Origin of the sequence: Pseudomonas sp. HMWF032 (assembly GCF_003060885.1) — a bacterium.
Classification (GTDB): domain Bacteria; phylum Pseudomonadota; class Gammaproteobacteria; order Pseudomonadales; family Pseudomonadaceae; genus Aquipseudomonas.
Genome location: NZ_QAIG01000013.1, coordinates 520320 through 534935, shown reverse-complemented (window position 1 = coordinate 534935; position 14616 = coordinate 520320). Strand labels below are relative to the sequence as shown.

Sequence of the window (14616 nt, the reverse complement as noted above, 5' to 3'; positions counted from 1 at the left end):
CGAATTTCCTTATGCGGTTGCAGTGTGGGCGCTAGCGCGCTGGCGACGCACCAGTTCACCGGCCAGTGCCAGGTAGGCAATGGCACCACGGGATTGCTTGTCATACACCAGCGCCGGCATGCCGAAACTCGGGGCTTCGGCCAGGCGCACATTGCGTGGGATGACCACGTCATACAGCTTGTCGCCAAAGTGTTGCTTGAGCTGGGCGCTGACATCGTTGGTCAGGCTGATGCGCGGGTCATACATGGTACGCAGCAGGCCTTCGATTTTCAGGTTGGGATTGAGCAGCTCCCCAATCCGCTGAATGCTGTTGACCAGATCGGACAATCCTTCCAGCGCGTAGTACTCGCATTGCATGGGGATGATCACCCCATCGGCCGCGACCAAGGCGTTGACCGTGAGCATCGACAGCGCCGGCGGACAGTCGATGAGGATGTAATCGTAATTCTCGCGGATCGGCGCCAGCGCATAACGCAGGCGGCTTTCCTTCATTTTCATTTCCAGTAGGGAAACTTCCGCAGCGGTCAGGTCACGGTTGGCCGGCAACAACTGGTAGCCGCCGTGCTCAGAGAACTGCATGGCATCGACCAGGTTGCATTCACCGATCAGCACGTCGTAGACCGAGTGCTCCAGACCATGCTTATCCACACCGCTGCCCATAGTGGCGTTGCCCTGGGGGTCGAGGTCGATCAGCAGCACGCGGCGCTTGGTTGCCACCAGCGAGGCAGCCAGATTGATGCAGGTGGTGGTTTTGCCCACGCCGCCTTTCTGGTTAGCGATTGCGAATACCTTAGCCATGCTGCGTTCCCCCTAGACCGAGCGACGCAGTATCAGCAGATGGCGCTGACCTTGGCAACCGGGAACCTTGAGTACATGGGTGGCAGTGAGACGAAAGTCCGCTGGGAGGGCCTGCAGCTCATCGTCCGGGTGCACGCCTTTCATCGCCAGCCACTGGGTATGGCCATCGCCGAGATGGCGAGTCCAGTTGCTGAAATCTTCCAGCGAACTGAAGGCCCGCGAGCAGATACCGCTGAACGGCACAGCTGGGGTGAACTCTTCGACGCGGCTGTGGATAACTTGCAGGTTGGCCAGTTTCAACTCCAGCTTCACCTGAGTCAGGAAGCGGGTCTTCTTACCATTGGAGTCCAACAGGGTGAACTGCCGCTCGGGAAACAGGATGGCTAGCGGAATGCCCGGCATGCCGCCGCCGCTGCCGACGTCCAGCCAGTTATCCCCAGCCTCAGCGACGAAAGGCACCACGGAGAGGCTGTCGAGCAAATGGCGCGAGACCATTTCATTCGGGTCACGCACTGCTGTGAGGTTGTAAGCCTTGTTCCACTTGATCAGCAGGGCCAGATAGGCCAACAACTGTTCGTGCTGCTGTGCGCTGAGTTCAACACCCAGCTCGAGAGCGCCCTGGCTCAGTTCTTCGGCGTGACGTGCGGTGACCAACGACATCAGGCGCTGTGCTCCAACTGCTGACCGGCAGTGCGCTTTTTCAGGTGGATCAGCAGCAGGGAAATCGCTGCCGGGGTAACGCCGGGAATCCGCGAGGCCTGGCCCAGGGTTTCCGGGCGGCTATTGCCGAGTTTGTGCTGGATCTCTTTGGACAGCCCGGAAATCCCTGCGTAGTCGATATCGAGCGGCAACTTGGTGTCCTCACTGGCGCGCAGCCGAGCGATTTCATCCTGCTGCCGGTCGATATAGCCGGCGTACTTGGTCTTGATCTCAACCTGCTCGGCCACCTGTGGGTCCTGCGCACCGCCACCGGTGATAGTCATCAACCCGGTGTAATCGATTTCCGGACGCGAGAGCAGGTTGAGCAGGTTGTACTCATGGGTCAGCGGCGTGCCGAACTGGGCGGCAATCGCATCCCCCTGAGGGGTACCCGGGCGCACCCAGGTACTTTTCAGGCGCTGCTCTTCCTGGTTGATACCTTCACGCTTAGCTTCGAACGCGGCCCAGCGCACGTCATCGACCAGCCCCAGTTCACGACCTTTCTCGGTCAGGCGCAGGTCGGCGTTGTCCTCACGCAGGATCAGCCTGTATTCGGCGCGCGAGGTGAACATGCGGTAGGGCTCTTGGGTACCCAGGGTAATCAGGTCGTCGACCAGCACGCCGATGTAGGCCTCATCGCGACGCGGGCACCAGCTGTCTTTGCCCTGGGCACGCAGCGCAGCGTTACAGCCGGCAAGAAGGCCCTGGGCGCCGGCTTCTTCGTAACCGGTGGTGCCGTTGATCTGCCCGGCGAAGAACAGCCCGGCGATCACTTTGGTTTCCAGGCTGTACTTGAGATCACGCGGGTCGAAATAGTCGTACTCGATGGCGTAGCCAGGCCGCACGATATGCGCGTTCTCCATGCCACGGATGCTGCGCACGATCTGCAATTGCACATCGAACGGCAGCGAGGTGGAGATGCCGTTGGGGTAGAGCTCATGGGTATTCAGACCTTCTGGCTCGATAAATACCTGATGGCTGTCCTTGTCGGCAAAACGGTGAATCTTGTCTTCGATCGACGGGCAGTAACGCGGGCCAACCCCTTCGATCACCCCGGAATACATCGGTGAACGATCCAGGTTGGCCGCGATGATTTCGTGGGTATGTGCGTTGGTGTGAGTAATCCAGCAGCTGATCTGGCGTGGTTGCTGTTCTGCACGTCCGAGGAAGGACATCAGCGGTGTTGGTGTATCGCCCGGCTGCTCAGTCATTACCGAGAAGTCCACGGAACGACCATCAATGCGTGGAGGTGTGCCGGTTTTCAAACGGCCGACACGCAGTGGCAATTCACGCAGCCGGTGCGCCAGGGCAATCGAGGGCGGATCGCCTGCACGGCCGCCGGAGTAGTTCTGCAGGCCTATGTGGATAAGTCCGCCGAGGAAGGTGCCTGTGGTCAACACCACGGAATCCGCGAGGAAGCGTAGGCCCATCTGAGTGACTACGCCTTTAACTTCGTCGTTTTCGACGATCAAGTCATCGGCTGCCTGCTGAAATATCCACAGGTTGGCCTGATTTTCCAGGGTTTCGCGAATAGCTGCTTTATACAGCACGCGATCAGCCTGGGCGCGTGTGGCGCGCACTGCTGGGCCTTTGCGGCTGTTCAGCACACGGAACTGGATACCACCTTTGTCGGTGGCTTCAGCCATGGCGCCGCCAAGGGCGTCGATTTCCTTGACCAGATGGCTCTTACCGATCCCGCCAATGGCTGGGTTGCAACTCATCTGCCCCAGTGTTTCCACGTTATGGGTCAGCAGCAGGGTTTTTACCCCCATGCGTGCAGCTGCCAACGCAGCTTCGGTACCGGCATGACCGCCGCCGATGACGATCACCTGAAAACGGGAAGGGAAATCCACCACGCACCTCGTGCCTGTTGAGAAATGGGGGGCTTTTGGTCTGAAAAGCGGGAAAGGCGGTAAGTATAGGGATTTAGGCAGTGTGAAAGAAGCCTTTTGCACAAAAAATAGCCAGCTGCTTGGGTGCTGTTCAGGTGTGTCGGTTAATAAAAAATAAAAGAGAGAATTTTTATAAAGCCTTGTTTATATGTTTATTACTTAGCAACGGCTTTTCTGTGGATAGATTTCTACAGCTCAATGGATTCAATGCTTACAGCGTTTAAAAAGTCTGTGCTGATCCTGCCATCTGCTTGTTCAGTTGCCGTACGCAAGCTGTGGATTAAACCTATGTTTATCCACAAGGGCCGTCATCCTCAGTTTTATCACCGGGTTATAGGCAGGGCTTAGGCCGGTTTTTCCACAGGGCTTAGGTGGATAAATAAGTGGTAGGCCGTACTTATGCATCCAGGCGTAGGGCTGCCTGAATGGCATTGTTGCTATCTCTGGACGTCGGATGGGGTGGCGCAGGGAGGAATTGCAGATTCAGTGGACGATTCGATGCGCCGTAACCCATCAGAAATTATCGTGCAGCTGATGGGGTAGGCGATGCGTTGGCAGGTAAGACGGCGTGCGCCGCCCAGCCTATTTGCCGATACAAAAGCTGGAAAAGATTCGCCCCAGCAGGTCATCGGAACTGAACGCACCGGTGATTTCGCCCAGGGCCTGCTGAGCCATACGCAGGTCTTCAGCCAACAATTCGCCAGCGCCGGCCAGGGTTAGCTGGGCATGACCATGCTCAAGGTGAGCGGCCGCCTGACGTAGCGCTTCCAGGTGACGCCGGCGTGCGCTGAAGCTGCTCTCTGAGGTCTGTTCATAGCCCATGCAGGCCTTGAGGTGTTCTCTCAGCAGGTCAAGGCCCTCAGTGGATTTGGCCGACAGACTGATAGTCACGTGGCCGTCATTGCAGACTTCCAGGACCACTGATTCGCCTGACAGGTCGGCTTTGTTACGAATCAAGGTGACCTTGGCTGGGTCAGGGCGCCGGTCGAGGAACTCCGGCCACAGGGCAAAGGGGTCGTCGGCCTCGGGGGCTGTGGCATCCACCACCAGCAGGATGCGGTCGGCTTCACCAATGGCTTTCAGCGCACGCTCGACTCCGATGCGTTCGACCTGATCCTCGGTGTCACGTAGACCGGCGGTGTCCACTACGTGCAGCGGCATGCCATCGATGTGGATATGTTCGCGCAATACGTCGCGGGTGGTGCCGGCGATCTCGGTGACGATGGCGGCCTCGCGACCGGCAAGGGCGTTGAGTAGGCTGGACTTACCCGCGTTAGGCCGGCCAGCGATCACCACCGTCATGCCGTCGCGCAGCAGCGCACCTTGGCCGGCCTCACGCAGCACACCGGCGAGGTCTGTGCGTACCTCATCGAGCAGGTTGAGTACATGGCCATCGGCGAGAAAGTCGATTTCCTCTTCGGGAAAATCGATGGCTGCTTCGACGTAGATGCGCAGGCTGATCAGTCGCTCAGTCAGGCCATGCACGCGGCGGGAAAACTCGCCCTGCAGCGAGCGCAGGGCATTGCGCGCGGCTTGCTCCGAGCTGGCTTCGATCAGGTCGGCAATCGCCTCGGCTTGTGCGAGGTCGAGTTTGTCATTGAGAAACGCGCGCTCACTGAATTCCCCGGGTCGTGCCAGGCGAGCGCCGAGTTGTACACAGCGGCGCAGCAGCAGATCGAGCACCACTGGCCCGCCGTGGCCCTGCAATTCCAGCACATCTTCACCGGTAAAGGAGTTGGGGCCGGGGAAGTACAGGGCCAGGCCTTCATCCAGCACCTGCTTGGCGTCGGCGAAGAACGGCCCGAAGTGCGCATAGCGCGGTTGCAGTTCGCGCTGACAGATTGCTTGCGCCAATCGTCTGGCCAGTGGCCCGGACACCCGCACGATGCCAACCCCTCCACGGCCCTGGGCGGTGGCGACGGCAGCAATGGTTTCGACGACGGTTTGCATGCGGCTCTCCTGAATTGGGCATAGCAAAACGCCCCTGAAAAGGGGCGTTTGTTACAGCTTAGAAGCGTGCAGGACTCAGGCGTTGGCAGCCTTGGTCGCCGCTTCGATTTTGCGGGTAATGTACCACTGCTGAGCGATCGACAAGACGTTGTTGACCACCCAGTACAGCACCAGACCAGCCGGGAACCAGAGGAAGAAGAAGGTGAAGATGATTGGCATCATTTTCAGTACCTTGGCTTGCATCGGGTCCGGCGGTGTCGGGTTGAGTTGCTGCTGGATAAACATGGTCGCGCCCATGATGATCGGCAGGATGAAGTATGGATCCTTGATCGCCAGGTCTGTTATCCACAGCAGCCAAGGCGCTTGACGCATTTCCACGGATTCCAGCAACACCCAGTAGAGGGCAAGGAATACCGGCATTTGCACCAGGATCGGCAAGCAGCCGCCCAGCGGGTTGATCTTCTCTTTCTTGTACAACTCCATCATCGCCTGCGACATCTTTTGACGATCGTCACCGAACTGCTCTTTCAACTGAGCGAGTTTCGGTGCAACGGCACGCATGCGCGCCATGGATTTGTAGCTGGCAGCGGACAGGGGGAAGAAGATCAGCTTGATGATCACGGTCAACATGATGATCGACCAGCCCCAGTTGCCGAGCAGGTTGTGGATAACTTCCAGCAACCAGAAGATCGGCTGAGCCAGGAACCACAGAATGCCGTAGTCGACGGTCAGTTCAAGGCCAGGAGACAGCGTCTTCAGATGGCCTTGTAGTTTCGGGCCGGCATACAGAACTGCACTGGTTTCACCCTGAGCGCCGGCAGCAACCTGAATGGCCGGGCCGGTAAAGCCGACAATGTAGTTACCTTGGCTGTCTTTGCGGGTCTGTATTTGGTTAGTGCTGTCTTTGCTTGGGATCCAGGCAGTGACGAAGTAATGCTGTAGCCAGGCAACCCAGCCTCCTTGAACGGTTTCTTTGAAGGCTTGTTTGTCGATGTCTTTCATCGACACTTTTTTGTACGGCTCTTCACTGGTCCACAGCGCGCCACCGAGGTAGGTCGCAGTGCCGGTTGCGGTGGTGGAGGACGGATCGTCGCTACCATCACGCTTGAGCTGGGCAAACATGTTGCCGCTCCAGGCCTGACCACTCTGGTTGTCTATCAGATAGCTGACCGTTACCTGATAGGACGAAGGATCGACGCAGCCGGGTTTCTTTTGCTGCTGTTCCTTTGTGGAACATTCAGCGTTCAGACCGCGTTTGAAGGTAAAGCGTTTGATGTAGTTAACACCGTTCTCGCTGAGCTTGAGGTCAACCTGCAGCTGATCCTGACCGTCGGTCAGTTCATAGCTCTTCTGCGCGCTGCTCCAAAGGGCACGACCGCTGGATTTGTCCGGCGCATTGCTGCCGATCAAACCGCTTTGCGCCAGGTAGGTACGCTCGCCGCCGTTATCGAACAGCTGGAACGGCACATCAGGACGATCCTGACGACGTGGGTACTGCGGCAAACGCAGTTGCACCACATCACCACCGCGCGGGTCGATGGCCAGGTCCAGCACATCGGTCTTCACCCGAATCAGCTCATCACTGGCAGCAGGCGCGGCACTGATGGCGCTGGGTTCAACAGCAGGGGTGGCGCTCGGAATATCGTCGCTACCCGCAGGGCTTGAAGTGGTGGCAGTGGTATCCGGCAGGCCGGGTACAGTGCTGCTGGTCGCGGCAATTTCTGTCGGCAGGGCAGCTTGACCGTAGTCCTGGTTCCACTGGAGAACCATCATATAGGACACGATTGCCAGGGCGACGATCAGGATCGAGCGTTGAATATCCATGATTATTCGGCCATCGAAGAGGAACGGGAGGTTTTCACGCAGGGAACCGGGTCGTAGCCACCGGGATTCCACGGGTGACAGCGGCCAAGCCGACGCAAGGTCAGCCAGCCACCGCGAATGACGCCATGATGTTCAATGGCGTCAAGCGCGTAGCAAGAACAGCTTGGGTAGAAACGACAGTGACTGGCCATCAAGGGGCTGATGGCGTAGCGGTAGAACTGGATGGGAAGCAAAACCAGTTTACGCATGGGGACTGTCGTTCACCCCAGATGGCGCGACAGCTTCCGGGCTTGGTTTGCTGCGTTCGAGGCGTTTCCAGAGTTTGCCAAACTGGCGAACCAGTTCGCTATTTTCCAGATCACCAAGGCCCTTACGCGCAACAACCACGATGTCCCATCCAACCAAGTTGTCTTGGTTCATACGGAACGACTCGCGGATCTGGCGTTTCAGACGATTGCGCTCAACGGAGAGTTTGACGCTCTTCTTGCCGATCACCAGACCCAGACGGGGGTGATCCAGCTCATTGTTGCGCGCCAGCAGCAGGACATTTTTGCCCGGAGCTTTGCCGCTAGGGGAGTCGAAGACTGCCTTGAATTGCCGGGGAGTTAGCAGACGCTTTTCCCGACTGAAGTCTCGACTCACCACAAGACCGAAATTTAGACGGCGAGACGCTTACGGCCCTTGGCGCGGCGACGCGACAGGACAGCACGACCGTTCTTGGTGGCCATACGAGCACGGAAACCGTGGGTGCGAGCGCGTTTGATAGTGCTGGGTTGGAAAGTACGTTTCATGGTGCGGTACCTGGGTGGTCGACTACGGGCCGGAATGGCCCCCGTTTTAAGAGACCGGCAATTCTAGAGAAACCCGAGGGTCAGGTCAATTTCCAACCAGGCTTTTCCTGAATAAAGAAATATAAAAAAGAGAATATTTAAAGATGTTTAGTAGAGTTAGTAGCTATTAGCGTAACTAAGATCTGTGTATAACTCACTCAAGGTCTTGGATTTAAAGGCTTTCGGCTAGGGGTAAGTCTGTCAGAAAGAGGTGCTGCACCTGTGTGGAAGCCGCGTACAAGCTGAGGATGGAATGCCACTTTACCCACAGCTGGGTTGTCCACTGGCTTTTGCCTGGGTTTATCCCATGATCTTACAGGTGCTTATCCACAGCCTTTTGAAAATTTTCTGGATAACAGGTTGGCACGAATAAGACTTTGATTTTCCTTGCAGATAAGCATGGTTACATGTGGATAACTCAAGTCTCGGCAGCTACAATGATGGCTGTTTTTTGCCTCGCGTCTTGCGATTTAGGGGATGTCCGTGTCTGTGGAACTTTGGCAGCAGTGCGTCGAGCTTTTGCGCGATGAGCTGCCTGCTCAGCAATTCAACACCTGGATCCGTCCACTGCAGGTCGAAGCCGAAGGCGATCAGCTTCGCGTGTACGCACCCAATCGTTTTGTTCTTGATTGGGTTAATGAGAAATACCTCAGTCGCCTGCTCGAGTTGCTTACGGAACGCACCAATGGTCTGGTTCCAGACCTTTCCTTATTAATAGGAAGTAAGCGCAGCAGTGCTCCACGTGCTGCTGTCGCTCCAGTATCAACCGCGTCGGTTACACCCGCTCAGCCTGCCAGTGCTGCGTCGAATGCCGTTAGTAGTGAGCCTTCTCGCGCCAGCTTCGATCCCATGGCCGGTGCGGCCAGCCAGCAGGCGCCGGCGCGTACTGAGCGTACGGTGCAGGTCGAAGGTGGGCTTAAGCACACCAGTTATCTGAACCGCACCTTTACCTTTGATAACTTTGTCGAAGGTAAATCCAACCAGCTGGCCCGCGCAGCGGCCTGGCAGGTGGCGGACAACCCCAAGCACGGTTACAACCCGCTGTTCCTTTATGGCGGCGTGGGCTTGGGTAAGACCCACTTGATGCATGCAGTGGGTAACCATCTGCTGGCGAAGAACCCGAATGCCAAGGTGGTGTACTTGCATTCCGAGCGGTTCGTCGCGGATATGGTCAAGGCCTTGCAGCTGAACGCGATCAACGAGTTCAAGCGTTTTTACCGTTCGGTCGACGCGCTGCTGATCGACGATATCCAATTCTTCGCCAAGAAAGAGCGTTCACAGGAAGAGTTCTTCCACACCTTCAACGCTTTGCTCGAAGGCGGCCAGCAGGTCATTCTCACCAGCGACCGTTACCCAAAAGAAATCGAAGGCCTGGAAGAACGCCTCAAGTCACGTTTCGGTTGGGGCCTGACGGTAGCCGTCGAGCCGCCTGAACTGGAAACCCGCGTGGCGATTCTGATGAAGAAGGCCGATCAGGCCAAAGTCGATCTGCCGCATGATGCTGCTTTCTTTATTGCCCAGCGTATCCGCTCCAACGTGCGTGAGTTGGAAGGTGCGTTGAAGCGCGTCATTGCCCACTCGCACTTCATGGGCCGGGACATTACCATCGAACTGATCCGCGAGTCGCTCAAGGATCTGCTGGCCCTGCAGGACAAGCTGGTCAGCATCGACAATATCCAGCGCACGGTCGCCGAGTACTACAAGATCAAAATTTCTGATCTGTTGTCCAAGCGCCGCTCGCGTTCGGTTGCGCGGCCGCGTCAGGTGGCCATGGCGTTATCGAAAGAGCTGACCAACCACAGCCTGCCGGAAATTGGTGATGCCTTCGGCGGGCGCGATCACACAACGGTATTGCATGCATGCCGTAAGATTGCTGAACTTAAGGAATCCGACGCGGATATCCGCGAGGATTACAAGAATCTGCTGCGTACGCTGACTACCTAAATACGCAACTCCACTAGGCAAGGGACTAGACCATGCATTTCACCATTCAACGCGAAGCCTTGTTGAAACCTCTGCAACTGGTCGCCGGCGTCGTGGAACGCCGTCAGACCTTGCCGGTGCTCTCGAACGTGCTGCTGGTGGTCGAAGGCCAGCAGCTGTCGCTGACGGGTACCGACCTGGAAGTCGAACTGGTTGGTCGCGTCACACTGGAAGAACCTGCGCAACCTGGTGAGATTACCGTGCCGGCACGCAAGTTGATGGACATCTGTAAAAGCCTGCCGTCTGATGCACTGATCGATATTCGTATTGATGAGCAGAAGCTGCTGGTCAAAGCTGGCCGCAGCCGCTTCAGTCTGTCCACCCTGCCTGCCAATGACTTTCCCACTGTTGAAGAGGGTCCAGGTTCGCTGACCTTCAGCCTGGTACAAAGCCGGCTGCGGCGCCTGATCGAACGCACCAGCTTTGCCATGGCCCAGCAGGATGTACGTTATTACCTCAACGGCATGTTGCTGGAAGTACAGACCGGAATCCTCCGCGCTGTGGCCACTGATGGTCATCGTCTGGCGATGTGCTCCATGGAAGCAGCGATCGAGCAGGTCGAACGTCATCAGGTCATCGTGCCGCGCAAGGGGATTCTTGAACTGGCCCGTTTGCTCACCGAACAGGACGGCAGCGTCAGCATCGTTCTCGGTCAGCACCATATCCGCGCGACTACCGGTGAATTCACCTTCACCTCGAAACTGGTTGATGGAAAATTCCCGGATTACGAGCGTGTACTGCCGCGTGGTGGTGACAAGCTGGTGGTCGCCGACCGCCAAGGCCTGCGTGAAGCATTCAGCCGTACTGCGATTCTGTCCAACGAGAAGTACCGCGGAATTCGCCTGCAACTGGAATCTGGCTTGCTGAAAATTCAGGCTAACAACCCGGAACAGGAAGAAGCGGAAGAAGAGATCGCCGTTGACTACAACGGCAGCTCGTTGGAAATCGGTTTCAACGTCAGCTACCTGCTCGACGTATTGAGTGTGATGACCACCGACCAGGTTCGCCTGATTCTCTCCGATGCCAACAGCAGTGCCCTGGTGCAGGAAGCCGACAACGACGACTCGTCCTATGTCGTTATGCCGATGCGCCTGTAACCGCTGAATGTCCCTGACTCGTTTTACCGTCACCGCGGTGCGTAATTTGCACCCGGTGACCCTCTCCCCCTCCCCGCGTATCAATATACTTTCCGGCGCCAACGGCAGCGGCAAAACCAGCTTGCTCGAAGCCATTCATCTGCTGGGGCTGGCTCGCTCCTTTCGTAGCACTCGTCTGCTTCCGGTCATTCAATACGATCAACTTGCCTGCACGATTTTCGGTCAAGTTCAGCTGTCTGATGGACGGCAAGGCAGTCTGGGAATTTCTCGGGATCGTCAGGGAGAATTTCAGATTCGTATCGATGGGCAGAATGCGCGCAGCGCAGCGCAGCTGGCCGAGACCTTGCCGCTGCAGTTGATCAACCCGGACAGCTTCCGTCTGCTCGAAGGCGCACCGAAGATTCGTAGGCAGTTTCTCGATTGGGGAGTGTTCCACGTGGAACCTCGGTTTCTCCCTGCCTGGCAGCGCTTGCAGAAGGCCCTGCGTCAGCGGAACTCATGGCTGCGGCATGGTACACTTGACGCCGCTTCACAGGCGGCTTGGGACCGAGAGTTATGCCTGGCCAGCGACGAAATTGACGGATATCGGCGCGCCTATATTCAGGCCTTGAAACCGGTATTTGAACGCACCCTGAATGAACTGGTTGAGCTGGAAGGGCTGACCCTCAGCTACTACCGCGGGTGGGACAAAGAGCGTGAGCTGAATACAGTGCTTGCATCTACCCTCGCCCGCGATCAGCAATTGGGACACACCCAGGCTGGCCCGCAGCGCGCTGACCTCAGGTTGCGCTTGGGAGCGCACAATGCCGCCGAGATACTCTCGCGTGGGCAGCAGAAATTAGTTGTATGTGCCCTGCGCATCGCGCAGGGACATTTAGTGAATGAGGCCAAGCACGGCCAATGCATTTATCTGGTGGATGACTTGCCGTCAGAACTGGATGAGCAACACCGTCGTGCGCTGTGCCGATTGTTGGAAGACTTGCACTGCCAGGTGTTTATCACCTGTGTAGACCATGAATTGTTGCGGGAAGGCTGGCGCACGGATACGCCAGTTGCCATGTTCCACGTGGAACATGGTGGCATCACCCAGACCCACGACCACCGGGAGTGAAGGCATGAGCGAAAACCAAACGTACGACTCCAATAACATTAAGGTCCTCAAGGGCCTGGATGCCGTACGCAAGCGGCCTGGTATGTACATCGGCGATACTGACGATGGCAGTGGTCTGCACCACATGGTCTTCGAGGTGGTCGATAACTCTATTGACGAAGCCTTGGCCGGTCATTGCAGTGAAATCACCATTACCATCCACCCGGATGAGTCGATCAGCGTGCGCGACAATGGTCGCGGTATTCCAGTGGACATCCACAAGGAAGAAGGCGTTTCCGCCGCTGAAGTGATCATGACCGTTCTGCACGCAGGCGGTAAGTTCGACGATAACAGCTACAAGGTTTCCGGAGGTCTGCACGGTGTGGGTGTTTCTGTAGTTAACGCCCTGTCCAAGGAACTGGTTCTGACCATCCGCCGCAGCGGCAAGATTTGGGAACAGACTTACGTACACGGTGTGCCTCAGGCGCCGATTGCGACCGTGGGCGACAGCGATACCACCGGAACGCAGATCCACTTCAAACCGTCCGAAGAGACCTTCGCCAATATCCATTTCAGCTGGGATATTCTGGCCAAGCGTCTGCGCGAACTGTCGTTCCTCAACTCCGGTGTTGGCATCCTGCTCAAGGATGAACGCAGCGGTAAGGAAGAACTGTTCAAGTATGAAGGCGGACTGCGTGCGTTCGTTGAGTACCTCAACCAGAACAAGATGGCGGTCAACCAGGTGTTCCACTTCACGGTACAACGTGATGACGGTGTGGGGGTCGAAGTTGCCCTGCAGTGGAACGACAGCTTCAACGAGAACCTGCTGTGCTTCACCAACAACATTCCGCAGCGCGACGGTGGTACTCACCTGGCCGGCTTCCGTTCGGCGCTGACGCGTAACCTGAACGCTTATATAGAGCAGGAAGGTCTGGCCAAGAAGCACAAGATCGCCACCACCGGTGACGATGCCCGCGAAGGCCTGACCGCGATTATTTCGGTAAAAGTACCGGATCCAAAATTCAGTTCGCAGACCAAAGACAAACTGGTTTCCAGTGAAGTGAAGACAGCAGTCGAACAGGAAATGGGCAAGTATTTCTCCGACTTCCTGCTGGAGAACCCCAACGAAGCCAAAGCCGTAGTCGGCAAGATGATCGACGCCGCGCGTGCCCGTGAAGCCGCGCGTAAAGCCCGCGAAATGACCCGTCGCAAAGGTGCGCTGGATATTGCCGGCTTGCCGGGCAAACTGGCCGATTGCCAGGAGAAAGACCCTGCCCTTTCCGAACTCTACATCGTGGAAGGGGACTCCGCGGGCGGCTCTGCCAAACAGGGCCGTAACCGCAAAACCCAGGCGATCCTGCCACTCAAGGGCAAGATCCTCAACGTCGAGAAAGCCCGTTTCGACAAGATGATTTCCTCCCAGGAAGTCGGCACCCTGATCACCGCCCTGGGCTGTGGCATCGGCCGCGATGAGTACAACATCGACAAGCTGCGCTACCACAACATCATCATCATGACCGACGCCGACGTCGACGGTTCGCACATTCGTACCTTGCTGCTGACCTTCTTCTTCCGTCAGCTGCCGGAACTGGTTGAGCGCGGCTACATCTACATCGCCCAGCCGCCGCTGTACAAGGTCAAGAAAGGCAAGCAGGAGCAGTACATCAAGGACGACGACGCCATGGATGAATACATGACGCAGTCGGCCCTGGAAGACGCCAGCTTGCACGTCAATGAAGGTGCACCTGGTCTGTCCGGTGAGTCGCTGGAGCGCCTGGTCAATGACTACCGCCTGGTAATGAAAACCCTCAAGCGTCTGTCGCGTCTGTACCCGATCGAGCTGACCGAGCACTTCGTCTACATTCCGCGCGTGGAGACCGAGCAACTGGCAAATAAGGAAGCCATGCAGCAATGGCTGAGCCTGCTCGACGGTCGTCTCAAGGGCATGGAGAAATCCGGCCTGGTGTATAAGACCAGCCTTCATGAAGACCAGGAGCGTCATCTTTGGTTGCCGCAGGTCGAGCTGGTTTCTCATGGCGTATCCAGCTACATCATCTTCAACCGCGACTTCTTCGCCAGTAACGACTACAAGACTGTTACCAGCCTAGGCGATCAGCTCAATAGCCTGCTGGAAGAAGGGGCCTATGTGCAGCGTGGTGAGCGCAAGAAAGCCGTAAGCACCTTCAAGGATGCACTGGCCTGGTTGATGGCCGAAAGCACCAAGCGCCACAGCATTCAGCGCTATAAAGGGCTGGGTGAGATGAACCCGGACCAACTCTGGGAAACCACCATGGACCCGGAAGTACGCCGCATGCTCAAGGTACGCATTGAGGACGCCATCGCAGCTGATCAGATCTTCAATACGTTGATGGGCGATGCTGTTGAACCGCGTAGGGACTTTATTGAAACCAACGCCCTGGCGGTGTCCAACCTGGACTTCTAAAGCCCCTACC

At 57.1% G+C, this 14616-nt stretch carries 12 protein-coding genes; 4 read left to right on the top strand and 8 right to left on the bottom strand.

Annotation, left to right across the window (positions count from 1 at the left end):
• Positions 1-9: 9 nt before the first annotated feature.
• From DBR00_RS20205 to rpmH, 8 genes are all read right to left on the bottom strand, one after another.
• Positions 10-798, bottom strand: a complete 789-nt coding sequence (locus DBR00_RS20205; protein WP_108486383.1) for a ParA family protein — start codon at positions 796-798, stop codon at positions 10-12.
• A 12-nt stretch (positions 799-810) separates the two neighbouring features.
• Positions 811-1458 carry a 16S rRNA (guanine(527)-N(7))-methyltransferase RsmG gene (gene rsmG, locus DBR00_RS20200; protein ID WP_108486382.1) on the bottom strand — a complete coding sequence of 216 codons (648 nt, stop codon included), beginning with the start codon at positions 1456-1458 and terminating at the stop codon, positions 811-813.
• Positions 1458-3350, bottom strand: a complete 1893-nt coding sequence (gene mnmG / locus DBR00_RS20195; RefSeq protein ID WP_108486381.1) for a tRNA uridine-5-carboxymethylaminomethyl(34) synthesis enzyme MnmG — start codon at positions 3348-3350, stop codon at positions 1458-1460. The genes rsmG and mnmG overlap by 1 nt, the downstream gene beginning before the upstream one ends.
• A gap of 621 nt (positions 3351-3971) precedes the next feature.
• Positions 3972-5339 carry a tRNA uridine-5-carboxymethylaminomethyl(34) synthesis GTPase MnmE gene (gene mnmE, locus DBR00_RS20190; RefSeq protein ID WP_108486380.1) on the bottom strand — a complete coding sequence of 456 codons (1368 nt, stop codon included), beginning with the start codon at positions 5337-5339 and terminating at the stop codon, positions 3972-3974.
• Between the two features lie 75 nt (positions 5340-5414).
• Positions 5415-7163, bottom strand: coding sequence for a membrane protein insertase YidC (gene yidC, locus DBR00_RS20185; RefSeq protein ID WP_108486379.1), 1749 nt, complete (start codon positions 7161-7163; stop codon positions 5415-5417).
• 2 nt (positions 7164-7165) lie between these two features.
• A complete protein-coding gene (yidD, locus tag DBR00_RS20180; protein ID WP_108486378.1) occupies positions 7166-7411 on the bottom strand; it encodes a membrane protein insertion efficiency factor YidD in 246 nt (81 codons plus the stop codon).
• Positions 7404-7805 (bottom strand): ribonuclease P protein component, encoded by a 402-nt coding sequence (gene rnpA / locus DBR00_RS20175; protein WP_108486398.1) that lies wholly within the window; start codon positions 7803-7805, stop codon positions 7404-7406. The genes yidD and rnpA overlap by 8 nt, the downstream gene beginning before the upstream one ends.
• A 14-nt stretch (positions 7806-7819) precedes the next feature.
• On the bottom strand, positions 7820-7954 hold the full coding sequence (gene rpmH, locus DBR00_RS20170; RefSeq protein WP_002551315.1) for a 50S ribosomal protein L34: 135 nt from the start codon (positions 7952-7954) through the stop codon (positions 7820-7822).
• A 522-nt stretch (positions 7955-8476) separates the two neighbouring features.
• Between rpmH and dnaA the strand changes: the two genes are divergently transcribed.
• The 4 genes from dnaA to gyrB are packed head-to-tail and all read left to right on the top strand — an operon-like array spanning position 8477 to position 14606.
• Positions 8477-9937, top strand: a complete 1461-nt coding sequence (gene dnaA / locus DBR00_RS20165) for a chromosomal replication initiator protein DnaA (protein ID WP_108486198.1) — start codon at positions 8477-8479, stop codon at positions 9935-9937.
• A 32-nt stretch (positions 9938-9969) separates the two neighbouring features.
• Positions 9970-11073 carry a DNA polymerase III subunit beta gene (dnaN, locus tag DBR00_RS20160; protein WP_108486186.1) on the top strand — a complete coding sequence of 368 codons (1104 nt, stop codon included), beginning with the start codon at positions 9970-9972 and terminating at the stop codon, positions 11071-11073.
• Between the two features lie 7 nt (positions 11074-11080).
• Complete coding sequence (gene recF / locus DBR00_RS20155) at positions 11081-12184, top strand: DNA replication/repair protein RecF (protein WP_108486187.1); 1104 nt, start codon at positions 11081-11083, stop codon at positions 12182-12184.
• 4 nt (positions 12185-12188) lie between these two features.
• The gene (gyrB, locus tag DBR00_RS20150) at positions 12189-14606 is read left to right on the top strand and encodes a DNA topoisomerase (ATP-hydrolyzing) subunit B (protein WP_108486188.1); all 2418 of its coding nucleotides are present in this window, start codon (positions 12189-12191) and stop codon (positions 14604-14606) included.
• Positions 14607-14616: the final 10 nt, after the last annotated feature.

What these genes read in the sequence shown, in the direction of transcription:
- mnmE (WP_108486380.1), bottom strand. Translation starts at nt 5,339, where the DNA reads ATGCAAACCGTCGTCGAAACCATTGCTGCCGTCGCCACCGCCCAGGGC.
- yidD (WP_108486378.1), bottom strand. Translation starts at nt 7,411, where the DNA reads ATGCGTAAACTGGTTTTGCTTCCCATCCAGTTCTACCGCTACGCCATC.
- rpmH (WP_002551315.1), bottom strand. Translation starts at nt 7,954, where the DNA reads ATGAAACGTACTTTCCAACCCAGCACTATCAAACGCGCTCGCACCCAC.
- dnaN (WP_108486186.1), top strand. Translation starts at nt 9,970, where the DNA reads ATGCATTTCACCATTCAACGCGAAGCCTTGTTGAAACCTCTGCAACTG.
- DBR00_RS20205 (WP_108486383.1), bottom strand. Translation starts at nt 798, where the DNA reads ATGGCTAAGGTATTCGCAATCGCTAACCAGAAAGGCGGCGTGGGCAAA.
- gyrB (WP_108486188.1), top strand. Translation starts at nt 12,189, where the DNA reads ATGAGCGAAAACCAAACGTACGACTCCAATAACATTAAGGTCCTCAAG.
- yidC (WP_108486379.1), bottom strand. Translation starts at nt 7,163, where the DNA reads ATGGATATTCAACGCTCGATCCTGATCGTCGCCCTGGCAATCGTGTCC.
- rsmG (WP_108486382.1), bottom strand. Translation starts at nt 1,458, where the DNA reads ATGTCGTTGGTCACCGCACGTCACGCCGAAGAACTGAGCCAGGGCGCT.
- recF (WP_108486187.1), top strand. Translation starts at nt 11,081, where the DNA reads ATGTCCCTGACTCGTTTTACCGTCACCGCGGTGCGTAATTTGCACCCG.